The 12,901-nt window shown below is 68.7% G+C and carries 14 protein-coding genes; all 14 read left to right on the top strand.

Annotated features, from left to right (window positions below; genetic code table 11):
- Positions 1-33 precede the first annotated feature (33 nt).
- The 14 genes from ftsW to BJ980_RS04405 all read left to right on the top strand — a co-directional run bounded on the left by ftsW (position 34) and on the right by BJ980_RS04405 (position 12,888).
- A complete protein-coding gene (ftsW, locus tag BJ980_RS04470) occupies positions 34-1,284 on the top strand; it encodes a putative lipid II flippase FtsW (protein WP_343047685.1) in 1,251 nt (416 codons plus the stop codon).
- Positions 1,284-2,354 carry an undecaprenyldiphospho-muramoylpentapeptide beta-N-acetylglucosaminyltransferase gene (murG, locus tag BJ980_RS04465; RefSeq protein WP_179501181.1) on the top strand — a complete coding sequence of 357 codons (1,071 nt, stop codon included), beginning with the start codon at positions 1,284-1,286 and terminating at the stop codon, positions 2,352-2,354. Before ftsW ends, murG begins: the two co-directional genes overlap by 1 nt.
- Positions 2,351-3,769: a UDP-N-acetylmuramate--L-alanine ligase gene (murC, locus tag BJ980_RS04460; protein WP_179501180.1), complete on the top strand. Its 1,419-nt coding sequence runs from the start codon at positions 2,351-2,353 to the stop codon at positions 3,767-3,769. Before murG ends, murC begins: the two co-directional genes overlap by 4 nt.
- On the top strand, positions 3,762-4,508 hold the full coding sequence (locus BJ980_RS04455; protein WP_179501179.1) for a cell division protein FtsQ/DivIB: 747 nt from the start codon (positions 3,762-3,764) through the stop codon (positions 4,506-4,508). Before murC ends, BJ980_RS04455 begins: the two co-directional genes overlap by 8 nt.
- Positions 4,509-4,850: 342 nt before the next feature.
- A complete protein-coding gene (gene ftsZ, locus BJ980_RS04450; RefSeq protein ID WP_179501178.1) occupies positions 4,851-6,155 on the top strand; it encodes a cell division protein FtsZ in 1,305 nt (434 codons plus the stop codon).
- Positions 6,156-6,176: 21 nt separating this feature from the next.
- Positions 6,177-6,872, top strand: a complete 696-nt coding sequence (gene pgeF, locus BJ980_RS04445; RefSeq protein ID WP_179501177.1) for a peptidoglycan editing factor PgeF — start codon at positions 6,177-6,179, stop codon at positions 6,870-6,872.
- Positions 6,869-7,582 carry a YggS family pyridoxal phosphate-dependent enzyme gene (locus tag BJ980_RS04440; protein WP_179501176.1) on the top strand — a complete coding sequence of 238 codons (714 nt, stop codon included), beginning with the start codon at positions 6,869-6,871 and terminating at the stop codon, positions 7,580-7,582. Before pgeF ends, BJ980_RS04440 begins: the two co-directional genes overlap by 4 nt.
- Positions 7,583-7,639: 57 nt before the next feature.
- The gene (locus tag BJ980_RS04435; protein WP_179501175.1) at positions 7,640-8,125 is read left to right on the top strand and encodes a cell division protein SepF; all 486 of its coding nucleotides are present in this window, start codon (positions 7,640-7,642) and stop codon (positions 8,123-8,125) included.
- Positions 8,126-8,135: 10 nt separating this feature from the next.
- Positions 8,136-8,432: a YggT family protein gene (locus tag BJ980_RS04430; RefSeq protein ID WP_179501174.1), complete on the top strand. Its 297-nt coding sequence runs from the start codon at positions 8,136-8,138 to the stop codon at positions 8,430-8,432.
- Between the two features lie 112 nt (positions 8,433-8,544).
- Positions 8,545-9,300, top strand: a complete 756-nt coding sequence (locus BJ980_RS04425; RefSeq protein ID WP_179501173.1) for a DivIVA domain-containing protein — start codon at positions 8,545-8,547, stop codon at positions 9,298-9,300.
- A 162-nt stretch (positions 9,301-9,462) separates the two neighbouring features.
- Positions 9,463-10,362, top strand: a complete 900-nt coding sequence (locus BJ980_RS18835) for a TraR/DksA family transcriptional regulator (protein ID WP_179501172.1) — start codon at positions 9,463-9,465, stop codon at positions 10,360-10,362.
- 101 nt (positions 10,363-10,463) lie between these two features.
- Positions 10,464-11,120: a signal peptidase II gene (gene lspA / locus BJ980_RS04415; protein WP_179501171.1), complete on the top strand. Its 657-nt coding sequence runs from the start codon at positions 10,464-10,466 to the stop codon at positions 11,118-11,120.
- On the top strand, positions 11,113-12,042 hold the full coding sequence (locus BJ980_RS04410; RefSeq protein ID WP_179501170.1) for an RluA family pseudouridine synthase: 930 nt from the start codon (positions 11,113-11,115) through the stop codon (positions 12,040-12,042). The genes lspA and BJ980_RS04410 overlap by 8 nt, the downstream gene beginning before the upstream one ends.
- Before the next feature lie 84 nt (positions 12,043-12,126).
- On the top strand, positions 12,127-12,888 hold the full coding sequence (locus BJ980_RS04405) for a GNAT family N-acetyltransferase (protein ID WP_179501169.1): 762 nt from the start codon (positions 12,127-12,129) through the stop codon (positions 12,886-12,888).
- Positions 12,889-12,901: the final 13 nt, after the last annotated feature.

Genomic DNA, 12,901 nt, shown 5'->3' with positions numbered 1-12,901 from the left:
CCGAAGCGGATCCGACCGGGGAGGGATCACGAGGTGGCGACTAGCACGACCGAGCGTGACGTCGCCTCCCCCCGGAGCCGGGTCTCCGGCGCGCTCGCCACCCTGCGCAGTGCACTGGACCGTCCGCTGACGTCCTACTACCTGCTCCTCGGCGCCTCCGCGCTGCTGCTGACCGTCGGCCTGATCATGGTGCTCTCCGCATCGAGCGTCTACTCCTACCGGGAGAACGGCGACTCCTACTCGGTGGTCAAGCGCCAGCTGATGTGGGTCGCCATCGGGCTGCCGCTGGCAGTGGTCGCCTCGCGGATGCCGCAACGCCTGCTCCGCAAGCTGGTCTGGCCCGGGCTCGGGCTCGCCGTACTGTTGCTCGCCCTGACCCTCGGTCCTCTCGGCCTGGTGCGCAACGGCCAGCAGAACTGGCTCGGCGTCGGGCCGATCGTGATCCAGCCGTCCGAGGTCGCCAAGCTCGCGGTGATCCTGTGGGCCGCGCACGTCTATGCCAACAAGCACCGCCGGCTCGGCGAGCTCTCGCACGTGCTGATCCCCGTGGTTCCCGGGATGGGCCTGGTGGCTGGCCTGGTCATCATGCAGCGTGACCTGGGCACGGCGCTGGTCATCTTCGCGATCATGCTGGCGATGCTCTGGGTCGTCGGTGCTCCCGGCAAGCTCTTCGCACTGGCCTTCTCGGTGATCGCGGTCGGCGCGTTCTACATGGCCACCACCAACGACGAACGGCGCGGTCGGCTGCTCAACTTCATCGATCCGTTCAAGGAGTACCACGATGCGGGGTGGCAACCTGCCCACGGTCTCTATGCCCTCTCCACCGGGGGATGGTTCGGCCAGGGCATCGGCGCCAGCCAGCAGAAGTGGGGCGACCTTCCCGAGGCCCACACGGACTTCATCTTCGCCGTCCTCGGCGAGGAGCTCGGCCTGGTCGGCACCCTGCTGGTCCTGCTGCTCTTCCTGACCATCGCCTATGCAGCGATCCGGGTCGCCAGCGCGACCACCGACCCGTTCGTGCGCTTCACCTCCTTCGGGATCACCGTCTGGCTGCTCGGCCAGATGATCATCAACGTCGGCATGGTGCTCGCCCTGCTGCCGGTCATCGGCATCCCGCTCCCGCTGGTCTCCTATGGTGGGTCCGCACTGCTGCCGTCCCTGCTCGCCCTGGGTCTGCTGATCGGCTTCGCCCGTTCGGAGCCCGAGGCGGCAAGGGCACTGGCAGCCCGCAAGCGAAGCCGCTCGGCCGGCCTGTCCGCCGGCTCGTCACGACGAGGAAAATGATGCGCGTCCTGCTTGCCGGTGGAGGATCCGCCGGCCACACATCGCCCCTGCTCGCAACCGCTGCGGCCCTGGAACGCCTGGAGCCGTCGGTCGAGATCACCTGCCTCGGCACCCGCGAGGGACTCGAGGCCAGACTCATCCCCGAGGCGGGACGTCGACTCGAGTTCGTGCCCAAGGTGCCGCTGCCCCGACGCCCGAGCAAGGACCTGCTGCGGGTCTGGGGGAGGCTGCGCGCGGCCCGCAACGCTGCCCTCGAGGTCGTCGATCGTGTGCGACCCGATGTCGTCGTCGGGTTCGGTGGCTATGTCTCGGTGCCGGCCTACCTCGCAGCGCGCAAGCGCGGCGTGCCGATCGTGGTGCACGAGGGCAACGCGCTGCCCGGGATCGCGAACAAGCTCGGTGCCCGGATGACCCGGCACGTGGCGACCTCGTTCCCGGACACCGACCTCGCGCACGCGACGTACACCGGGCTGCCGATCCGCCGGATGATCAGCCAGCTGGACCGGGACGCCCTGCGCGTCGAGGCCCGCGAGACGTACGGCCTGGAAGCCGACCGCCCGGTGCTGATGGTCACCGGGGGCTCACAGGGAGCCCGCAAGCTCAACCAGTCCGTCGCCGCGGCAGCCGCCGAGCTCGGCGCTGCCGGTGTCCAGGTCCTGCACATCGTCGGACCGAAGGGCGAGGCGGCGCCTGAGACCACGGGCATTCCCTACGTCGTCCTGAACTACGTCGACCGGATGGACCTGGCCTATGCCGCGGCGGACGCGGTGCTGTGCCGATCCGGGAGCAACACCGTCACGGAGGTGTCCGGGGTCGGACTGCCGGCCGTCTACGTCCCGTTGCCGATCGGCAACGGCGAACAGGCACTCAACGCCCGCCCGGTCGTCGACGCCGGGGGTGGGCTACTGGTCAGCGATGCCGCGCTCACCCCGGAGTGGGTCGGCACGTCCCTGGTCGAGCTGATGACCGATCCCGAACGGCTCTCGGCGATGGGGCGCGCCGCCTCGAGCGTCATTCCCCTCGACGCCGACGAGAAGCTCGCACGGATGGTGCTGGAGGCTGCCCGATGAAGCTGCGTGTGCCAGACGAGATCAACCCCGCAGACGAGCTCGGACGGGTCCACCTGATCGGCATCGGGGGTGCTGGCCTGTCCGGCATCGCCCGGATCCTGCTGGCCCGAGGCATCACGGTCAGCGGCAGCGACGGCACGGACTCGCCCGTGCTCGACGCCCTGCGTGAGCTGGGTGCGCGGGTCCACCTCGGCCACGCGGCCGAGCACGTGCACGACGTCGACACCCTGATCGTCTCCACGGCCATCCGCGGGGACAATCCCGAATATGTCGCAGCACTCGAGCAGGGCCTGCGAATCCTGCCGCGCTCGGCTGCGATGGCCTCGATCATGGCCGACCGCGATGCGATCGCGGTCGCCGGGACCCACGGCAAGACCACCACCACGTCCCTGCTGACCGTTGCCCTGCAAGCCGCAGGGGCCGACCCGACGTACACGATCGGCGGTGACCTCTCCAGCTCCGGCGTGAACGCGGCCGAGGGGAGCAGCAACCTGTTCGTCGCGGAGGCCGACGAGAGCGACGGAGCCTTCCTGGCCTATGCGCCGCGGATGGCGATCGTCACCAACATCGACGCCGACCATCTCGACCAGTGGGGGACCGAGGAGGCCTACCAGGCCGCCTTCACCGACTTCCTCGACCGGATCCTGCCCGGTGGTCTGCTGGTCACCTGGGCCGACGACGAGGCGACCCGCCGGCTGGCCGCGATCGCACGCGACAAGGGTCTGCGGGTGCTCACCTACGGCGAGGCCGACGACGCCGACCTCGTCGCGAGCGACCTGCGTCCGGACGGCACGCACACGACTTTCTCCGTACGTCGTGGGGCCGAGGTGCTCGGGGAAGTCACCCTGCAGGTGCCCGGTCGCCACTACGTCCTCAACGCGCTCGCGGCCCTGGCCGTCGGGCTGGACCTGGGCCACTCGTTCGACGCACTGGCTGCCGGGCTCGGCGGCTTCTCGGGGACGCGGCGCCGGATGGAGTTCAAGGGTGAGGCGGCCGGAGTCCGTGTCTATGACAGCTATGCCCACCACCCCAGTGAGATCCACGGCGACCTCCAAGCGGCCAGGTCCGTGGTCGGTGAGGGACGGCTGATCGTCGCGTTCCAGCCCCACCTGGTCTCGCGCACACGCATCTTCGGCGAGCGGATGGGCGTGGAGCTCGGCGCGGCCGACAGTGTCGTCGTGCTCGATGTCTACCTCGCCCGGGAGGACGCGGATCCCGAGGTGACCGGGGCACTGGTCGCCGACGCGGTGCCGCTCGCGCCGGGCCAGGTCCGCTATGTCCCTGCCCTCCAGGACGCCCCCGCCGTCCTGGTGGAGATGGCCGCCCCGGGCGACATGGTGCTCACCCTGGGAGCCGGGACGATCACCACGGTCGGCCCGCTGGTACTCGATCTACTGACCGGCACCGATGCGTGATCTTCCCGGGCGCACACGGGCAGGCGAGACAGAGCTCAGCCGGCGCAAATTCGCGCGCCGCCAGTGGGCGACCCGCTGGCTGAGGCTGCGGGTCGTCGTGGTCGCGGCCGGTGTGCTGATCGCGATGTTGGCCGCCTTGTGGGCGGTGTTCTTCTCCTCCCTGTTCGCCGTGGACGGGGTGAAGGTCGAGGGCACCCGGATGCTCAGCACCGAGCAGGTCGAGCGAGTGGCCGCGGTGCCCCACGGGGAGCCGCTGGCCCGCGCGGACCTGGACGCGATCCGCGAACGCGTGGAGTCGTTGACACCGGTTCTTGCTGCCGACGTCTCCCGCAAGTGGCCCGATCGGGTCCTGGTCCGGGTCCAGGAGCGGATCGTGGTGGCGGTCGTCGAGGTCAACGGCAAGTTCCGTGGCATCGATAAGGAGGGGGTCGGCTTCCGTGGCTATTCCTCACGGCCCAAGTCGCTCCCGCTGATCAAGATCGACAAGGGCACCCCCGACGAGGCGAAGGCCGAGGGGGCGGCGGTGATCGCCGCACTTCCCGAGTCCATCGCGCGCAAGGTGGAACACCTCGAGCTGCACAGTGTCGACCAGATCGACCTGCAGCTGCGCGACGGTCGCACGGTGGCGTGGGGGAGTGCGGACAAGTCCCGCGACAAGGCAAAGGTGCTCGAAGTCCTGCTGCAGCGAGAGGCTCGCGAATATGACGTCACCGTGCCCGGCCAGCCGACCACCCGCTGAGCAACCACCTGCCACGGGCTGAGGTCCTGGCTGACCGGTAAGGTGGCCCGGTTGGCCGGTGAACTGCGGCCCGGGGAGACGCTCGGCGGCGATCCGCTCGACATTTCTGCGCGCGTCCGCGTGTCGTCGTGATTCGCTGCGCGGTTGTGCCTACTGTCTTTGACAACGAGAGGTTGACATAACTATAACCCTCCACTTCAGGGTTAGGGTTCAGGCCAGCTGATCACCTTCCCACCACGAACATCAAGGCCGCAGCAGCACCAGGCCCAAGAAACAGACAGGACCCGATCCGCACCACAAACTGCGGGAGGGCACAGACGATCAGCGAGAGGCGAAGCCGCCGTGGCAGCAGCACAGAACTACCTGGCCATCATCAAGGTCGTGGGCATCGGTGGCGGTGGCGTGAATGCCGTCAACCGGATGATCGAGGTCGGCCTCAAGGGTGTCGAGTTCATCGCCATCAACACCGACGCACAGGCACTCCTGATGAGTGACGCGGACGTGAAGCTCGACATCGGTCGTGAGCTCACCCGAGGGCTGGGCGCCGGCGCCAACCCCGAGGTCGGGGCCAAGGCTGCCGAGGACCACGCTGACGAGATCGAAGAGGTCATCAAGGGCGCCGACATGGTCTTCGTGACCGCAGGCGAGGGTGGCGGCACCGGCACCGGAGGCGCCCCCGTGGTCGCCCGGATCGCTCGTTCGCTCGGCGCACTGACCATCGGCGTCGTCACTCGCCCGTTCGCCTTCGAGGGTCGTCGTCGCGCGAACTCCGCCGAGGAAGGCATCTCGCAGCTTCGCGAGGAGGTCGACACCCTCATCGTGATCCCGAACGACCGGCTGCTCTCGATCAGCGACCGCAACGTCTCGGTCCTCGACGCCTTCAAGCAGGCCGACCAGGTGCTGCTGCAGGGTGTCTCGGGCATCACCGACCTGATCACCACCCCGGGCCTTATCAACCTCGACTTCGCCGACGTGAAGTCCGTGATGGCCAACGCCGGCTCCGCCCTGATGGGCATCGGCTCGGCGCGTGGCGAGGACCGCGCGGTCGCGGCAGCCGAGATGGCGGTCTCGTCCCCGCTCCTCGAGGCCAGCATCGAGGGCGCGCACGGCGTGCTGCTCTCGATCGCCGGCGGTTCCGATCTCGGCCTCTTCGAGATCAACGAGGCTGCCGCTCTGGTCGCCGAGTCGGCCCACGACGAGGCGAACATCATCTTCGGTGCCACCATCGACGACGCCCTCGGTGACGAGGTCCGGGTGACCGTCATCGCCGCAGGCTTCGACGGCGGCATGCCCCAGCGCCGCAACGAGGGCACCGTCCTTCGTCGTCAGGCCCCGCAGCAGACGCAGGAGGAGACCCGCGCCGCAGCGCAGCAGGTCGCGAACCAGCGTCAGTCCTCGAACGAGGGCAACCAGGGCAACCAGGGTGGTGTCCAGTTCAACCCGAGCCGCGAGCCGGCCCAGTCGCCGCGCCAGTCCTCTGCGCCCCAGTCCCAGCCCCAGCAGTCCCAGGGTCAGGGCCAGTCCCAGGGCGGTCGTCCGCCGGCCCAGTCGCCGAGCAACCCCGCACAGCAGCAGGCGCCCCGCCAGCAGCCGCGCCAGGTTCAGTTCGACGACGACGACCTCGACGTGCCCGACTTCCTGAAGTGACCTGCTTCTCCCAGGAGCCCTGTGTTCGCGTTCCGTGAGCGCCGTGAAGGCGGCCTCGACCGGTCGACGGTCGAGGTCGCCTTCACCGACTCCACCCTCGATCTGCAGGGGATGCGGCCCGGTTTCGGCGAAGCGCTCGGCGCGGTGGTCGAGGCGTGCGGGGTCGGCTTCGCCCGGATGAACCAGGTCCATGGCGACGTGGTTCGCGTCGTCGACGCGGCGCAACCTGACCCGGGTGCCAGCCTGCCCGCCGCCGACGCGCTGGTCACCACCACTGCTGGCGTCGGGCTGATGGTCCGGGTCGCTGACTGCGTCCCGATCCTGCTCGCCGACGCCTCCGCAGGCGTGGTCTCCGCCGTGCACGCGGGGCGTGGCGGGATGAGCCTCGACATCGCCTCCAAGACCATCGAGGAGATGGCCGCACGGGGCGCCACCGACATCGAGGCGTGGATCGGTCCGCACGTGTGCGGCCGGTGCTACGAGGTCCCCGAGGAGATGCGCGCCCAGGTGTCCCGCAGCGTGCCGGAGTCGTTCTCCACGACGAGCTGGGGCACGCCGGCTCTCGACATCGGAGCGGGTGTCTCGGCCCAGCTCGAGCGCGCCGGTGTCCGGGTGCACCTCGTTGGCGGCTGCACCTTGGAACAGGATCAGTTCCACTCCTTCCGCCGCGACGGCGCCGCATCCGGGCGGATGGCCGGCTTGGTGTGGTTGGCATGAGCGACGCGACTGACGCCCGGCGCGAACAGCTCGCCGGCAACCTTGACGCCGTACGCCGCCGCGTCGCTGCAGCGTGTGCCGCTTCGGGACGCGCTGACGGGGACGTCGAGATCGTCGTGGTCACCAAGTTCTTCCCAGCCTCCGACGTACGCCTGCTCGCCGAGCTGGGCGTGCGCGATGTCGGTGAGAACCGCCACCAGGAGGCTGTCGACAAGGCCGCGGAGTGCTCTGACCTCGAGGTGCGCTGGCACTACATCGGTCAGCTGCAGTCCAACAAGGCCGCCGCAGTCGCCGGCTATGCAGATGTCGTGGAGTCCGTCGACCGGGCGAAGCTGGTCAGCGGCCTGGCCCGCGGGGCGGGGGAGCGCGGCAGGCCCCTGGAGTGCCTGCTCCAGGTCAGCCTGGACCCTCCGGGCAGCGACCATCGGGCGGGCTGTGACCCCGACAACCTGGCGGCCCTGGCGGACCGGGTGGCCGGCGAGGAGATGCTCGAGCTGCGTGGTCTGATGGCTGTCGCCCCCTTGGACGCCGACCCGCAGGAGGCGTTCGAAAGGCTGGCCGGGCTTGCGGAGAGGTTCCGTGCTGACCATCCCGGGGCGAGAGTGCTCTCTGCCGGGATGAGCGGCGACCTGGAACAGGCAATTTCATGCGGTGCGACACACGTCCGTGTCGGCCGCGCGGTGCTCGGTGAGCGCCCGTTGATCAAGTAGTGTCCATTCACGTAGAGCGCTCGAGAACGAGTGCGGGAACCACCGGAGGAAAGTCACATGAGCGGCGCAATGCGCAAGATCGGTGAGTACCTCGGCCTGCTCGAAGACACCGGCCGGTACCCCGACGACGAGGGCTTTGACGAGTACGCCGATGAGCCGGCCGGGCAGGTGAAGGATGAGGCGCGCCCCGCAACGGTGGCAAGCATCTCCGAGCGTCGTCGCCCCCAGCCTGTCCCGAGCCCGACCCCAGGAGTGGTAGCCGAGTTGTCCAAGATCACCACGCTCCACCCGCGCACCTACAACGAGGCCCGCACCGTCGGTGAGAACTTCCGCGACGGCGTGCCGGTCATCATGAACCTGTCCGAGATGGACGACAACGACGCCAAGCGACTCGTCGACTTCGCGGCCGGCCTGGTCTTCGCAACGCGAGGCACCATCGAGCGGGTCACGAACAAGGTGTTCCTCCTGTCCCCGCCCAACGTGACCGTTGCGGCTGAGGACAAGGAACGCATCGCCGAGGGCGGCTTCTTCAACCAGAGCTGAGTCGAAACCCGTGGTTCTCATTGGGACGATCATCTATGTCGTCCTCTTCATCTTCATGGCCCTGCTGTGGACGAGGTTCGTCTTCGACTGGGTGATGGTCTTCGCGCGCTCGTGGTCCCCGAAGGGTCCGCTCCTGGTGTTGCTGGAGATCGTCTACTCGATCACGGACCCGCCGATTAAGGCCCTGCGTCGGGTGATCCCGCCGCTGCGCCTGGGCAGCATCGCCCTCGACCTCAGTTTCCTGATCGTCCTTGTGGCGACGTACCTTCTGATGCGGGTGAACCAGGCAGTCTTCCTGAATGGCTGATGCTTCACCCTGACGTCTGGCAGCTGGTGGTTGCTTCGCGCAGCGCATTGAGCAGACGCTATTGTTCCGAAAGACAGAACGTTCCAATGACGACAAACGAATGGGTGAGGTCATGCCGCTGACGCCTGAGGACGTGAGCAACAAGCGCTTTACTCCGGTCCGGCTCCGTGAGGGCTATGACATGGGTGAAGTTGATCAGTTCCTCGATGAGGTGGAGGCCGAGCTCGCACGGCTCACCAAGGAGAACGACGATCTGAGGGCCAAGCTGTCAGCGGCCCAGTCGGGTGCTCCGGCTCCTGTGGCGGCTCCCGCCCCGGTGGTCGAGGAGAAGAAGCCCGAGCCGAAGCCGGAGCCCGTCGCGGCCCCGACCCCGGTCGCCGCTCCTGCTGCCGCCGCTGCGCCGGAGACGATCCGCGTGGAGACCGTGGCCCAGGCGTCCAACGCAGCCGCCCGCCTCCTCGAGATCGCCACCCGCAACGCGGACGAGCTCGTCGACGACGCAAAGAACCAGGCCGACAAGATCGTCGGCGAGGCGCGCACCAAGGCCGAGCGGCTCGAGTCCGAGTCCAAGGTCAAGGCCGACCGCCTCGAGTCCGACGCACGGACCCGTTCGCAGATGCTCGACTCCGAGACCGCCGAGAAGCGTCAGCAGATGTTCGGCGACCTGGAGAAGGAGCGCGACAAGCTGAGCACCGACGTCGAGCAGCTCCGCCAGTTCGAGCGTGAATACCGCTCGCGCCTGAAGAGCTACTTCACCCAGCAGCTCGAGTCGCTCGAGGCCACGCCCGAAGGGCCGTCCACGGTGAGTGACTCGAACGCGCAGCCCCCGAAGCGTCTCCGGTCGATCCTCGGCGAGGACGAAGGCTGACCGCTTCACTCCACGCTTGACTGGCCCTGGCCGGATCCTTCGGGATCCGGCCAGGGCCTTTGTGCGCGCCGGTTTGAGGTCACCCCTGTGGTGGACTACTCTCCGTGCCACTTGACTGTGGTTCCTGCCACACTCGTGACCGGCCCAAGGAGGCCCCTTTCCATGGCACGCACTGCGAAAAGGTCATTGGCAGGCACCGCCGCTGCGGCGGCGAAGAAGGTCATCGGGCGCCGGGGCAAGAAGGCGAGCGGTGAAGAGACAGAGTCAGCGGCCACGGGCGCCAAGGCCCCGGTGAAGAAGGCTCCCGCGAAGAAGGCTGCGGCGAAGAAGGCCGCGCCCGCAAAGAAGGCTGCGCCGGCCAAGAAGGCCCCGGCGAAGGAGGCCGCGCCCGCGAAGGCTGCCGCGCCGGCCAAGAAGGCCCCGGCGAAGAAGGCCGCGCCCGCGAAGGCTGCCGCGCCGGCCAAGAAGGCCCCCACGAAGAAGGCCGCGCCCGCGAAGGCCGCCGCACCGGCCAAGAAGGCTCCGGCCAAGAAGGCCCCCGCGAAGAAGGCCGCGCCCGCGAAGGCTCCCGCCCCGGCCAAGAAGGCTGCGCCGGCGAAGACCGCCGCATCGACCTCGGAGGCTCCGGCCAAGAAGGCTCCTGCGAAGAAGGCGCCCGCCAAGAAGAAGCTGGCCGTCCGCGAGGACGAGAGTGCCTGGACCAAGGCCGAGCTGGCCGAGGTGGTCAAGGAGCTCGACGAGCAGGCAGTCCGACTGCACGCCGAAGTGGCAGACCAGGAGAGTGCGCTGGACGCGCTCATGCGCGATGCCGGGGACGGTGCCGGGCACGACCAGGCCGACATGGGCGCCACCAGCTTCGAGCGAGACCACGAGCTCACCCTGGTCGCCAACTCCCGGGAGATGATCGCCCAGATTGAGCGGGCGTTGGCCCGGATCGAGGACGGCACCTATGGCGTGTGTGAGTCGTGCGGAAACCCGATCGGCAAGCAGCGCCTGATGGCCTTCCCGCGGGCCACCTTGTGCATGACCTGCAAGCAGCGCGAGGAGAAGCGCGGCTTCTGAGCCGTGGCGCCGGCCCTCATCGGCCGGCGCACCGGTTCGGCCAGACCTGCGGCACGGAGAAACCGCGACTCCACCGGTGGTGTGGGAGACTCTGCGGTGACATGCAAGCAGCGAGTAGAGCGCCGCTGAACGGCGACGACGAGAATCCCGAGCCCACCTCCGTCGAGCGGGCGCCTGATGATTCGCCCGACGGCTCGCGTGAGGGCTCGACCGTGGACTCGACTGGTGACTCGGGGGAGCAGAACGTCGACCTGGCGCGTACGCCGCCGATACGGCGTACGCCGTTCCTGATCACCTTCTGGCTGATCGGCCTGGTCGGCCTCGGCCTCGACCAGGCCACCAAGCAGTGGGCGACCTCGACCCTCGAGGGCCGCGGCTCGGTGCCGGTGTTGGGCGACTGGCTCAACTGGCACCTGACGTTCAACTCCGGCGCCTCGTTCAGCATGGGGACCTCCTACACCGAGGTGCTCAGCGTCCTCGCCCTCGCCGCCACGATCTTGGTGGTCTACCTGTCGTTCCGCCTAGGCAGCCGCGGGTGGGCCGTCGGCCTCGGCTTCCTGCTCGCCGGTGTCGGGGGCAACCTGACCGACCGACTCTTCCGCGCTCCCGGCCCGTTCGAAGGGCACGTCGTCGACTTCATCGCCCTGCCCAACTGGCCGATCTTCAACCTCGCAGACATCTGCATCAACGTTGCCGCCGTGCTGATCATCGTCCAGACGATTCGCGGCATCCGACTGAACGGGACGTTGCATGACTGAGCAGCGCACCGTCCTGGTCCCCGAGGGCCTGGCCGGCGAGCGGGTGGACACGGCGATCGCCCGGATGTTCGGCGTCTCCCGCACCCGCGCGGCCGAGCTGATCGCCGAGGGCTACGTCCGGGTCGACTCCGCGGGGGTCGGCAAGTCCGACCGGGTCCACTCCGGTGCGATGCTCGAGGTCGAGTTCCCGCAGCGGGCCGACCCGCTGGAGATCAAGGCCGAGATCGTCGAGGGCATCAAGATCATCCACGACGACGACGCCATCGTCGTGATCGACAAGCCCGTCGGGGTCGCCGTGCACCCGAGCCCCGGCTGGACCGGGCCGACCGTGGTGGGGCACCTGGCCGGCGCCGGTTATCGGATCGCGACCAGTGGTGCGTCCGAGCGCCAGGGCATCGTGCAGCGCCTCGACGTCGGCACCTCCGGCGTGATGGTGATCTGCAAGTCCGAGCACGCCTACTCGGTGCTCAAGAACGCCTTCCGGCACCGCACCGTCGACAAGACCTACCACGCACTCGTGCAGGGGCACCCGGACCCGTTGACCGGCACCATCGATGCGCCGATCGGGCGGCACCCGAAGTCGGACTGGAAGTTCGCGGTGATGGCTGACGGCAAGCACAGCATCACCCATTACGAGCTCCTCGAGGCGCACCGTTTCGCCAGTCTGATGGAGGTCCACCTGGAGACCGGCCGCACCCACCAGATCCGAGTGCACATGTCGGCGCTCAAGCACCCCTGCGTGGGTGACCTGACCTATGGCGCGGACCCGACCCTGGCCAAGCGGGTCGGCCTGGAGCGGCAATGGCTGCACGCGGTTAAGCTCGGCTTCGAGCACCCCGAGTCGGGTGAGTACGTGACCTATGAGGCGGACTATCCCGACGACCTGGCCCGCGCGCTGGAGATCATCCGCGAAGCACACTGAGCACCACCCGGGCATGCTGGGGACGAGCGTCCCGTCCGGTGGCAGCGGTCCGTGCCGCGGGGCAACAACTGGGATGATGCACCCATGTCTTCCGCGCTCATCCTGAGACCGGCCGTCACCGATGACCTGCCTGCGATCGCCGAGCTCCACATCCGGGCACGCGCTGCCGCCGTACCGTCGATGCCGCCCCTGGTGCACCCACGTGATGCGGTCGTGGCCTGGGTGCGGGGATGGGACCTGTCGGCAACCGATGTATGGGTCGCCGAGGCGGATCAGATCGTCGGTTATCTGGCGCTCACCCCCACCTGGCTCGATGCCCTGTACGTCGACCCCGCAGCGCAACGGGGCGGCATCGGGACGGCGCTGCTCGAGGTCGCCACCAGCCTGCGCCCGGACGGGTTCGGACTCTGGGTCTTCGAGTCGAACCACCCGGCGCGCAGCTTCTATCACAAGCACGGACTCGTCGAGCTCGAGCGGACCGACGGCGCGGACAACGAGGAGCGCTCCCCGGACATCCGGATGGCCTGGCTGGGGGAGCAGCCACTGGTCTTCCTGCGCAACCAGATCGATGAGGTCGACGACCAGCTCGCCGGACTGCTGGCGCGCCGGCAGGCGTTGACGGCCGCTGTACAGGTCCGCAAGCCCGTGGGTGGGCACGCCGGTCGCGACCCGCAGCGTGAGCGGGAGATTCGCCGAGCGAATGACGGCCAGGGCGCCGGCATTGGGACTGGAGCGAGTGGCCCGGATCGTGGATGTGGTGATCACCGAGAGTCTGGACGCCTCACAGCCGGGAGGCTGAGGGAGCTGTCGGTGGGTCGACGTAGTCTCGATCCCGACATCACCTAGGCTTGGTTCTCTT

This window comes from Nocardioides daedukensis (assembly GCF_013408415.1).
GTDB classification, from domain to species: Bacteria; Actinomycetota; Actinomycetes; order Propionibacteriales; family Nocardioidaceae; genus Nocardioides; species Nocardioides daedukensis.
The sequence above is the reverse complement of the archived record's forward strand: the minus strand, read 5'-3'. Positions and strand labels throughout refer to the sequence as shown.

What these genes read in the sequence shown, in the direction of transcription:
- murC (WP_179501180.1), top strand. Translation starts at nt 2,351, where the DNA reads ATGAAGCTGCGTGTGCCAGACGAGATCAACCCCGCAGACGAGCTCGGA.
- BJ980_RS18835 (WP_179501172.1), top strand. Translation starts at nt 9,463, where the DNA reads ATGGCACGCACTGCGAAAAGGTCATTGGCAGGCACCGCCGCTGCGGCG.
- BJ980_RS04410 (WP_179501170.1), top strand. Translation starts at nt 11,113, where the DNA reads ATGACTGAGCAGCGCACCGTCCTGGTCCCCGAGGGCCTGGCCGGCGAG.
- BJ980_RS04440 (WP_179501176.1), top strand. Translation starts at nt 6,869, where the DNA reads ATGAGCGACGCGACTGACGCCCGGCGCGAACAGCTCGCCGGCAACCTT.
- BJ980_RS04455 (WP_179501179.1), top strand. Translation starts at nt 3,762, where the DNA reads ATGCGTGATCTTCCCGGGCGCACACGGGCAGGCGAGACAGAGCTCAGC.
- BJ980_RS04425 (WP_179501173.1), top strand. Translation starts at nt 8,545, where the DNA reads ATGCCGCTGACGCCTGAGGACGTGAGCAACAAGCGCTTTACTCCGGTC.
- BJ980_RS04435 (WP_179501175.1), top strand. Translation starts at nt 7,640, where the DNA reads ATGAGCGGCGCAATGCGCAAGATCGGTGAGTACCTCGGCCTGCTCGAA.
- lspA (WP_179501171.1), top strand. Translation starts at nt 10,464, where the DNA reads ATGCAAGCAGCGAGTAGAGCGCCGCTGAACGGCGACGACGAGAATCCC.
- murG (WP_179501181.1), top strand. Translation starts at nt 1,284, where the DNA reads ATGCGCGTCCTGCTTGCCGGTGGAGGATCCGCCGGCCACACATCGCCC.
- BJ980_RS04405 (WP_179501169.1), top strand. Translation starts at nt 12,127, where the DNA reads ATGTCTTCCGCGCTCATCCTGAGACCGGCCGTCACCGATGACCTGCCT.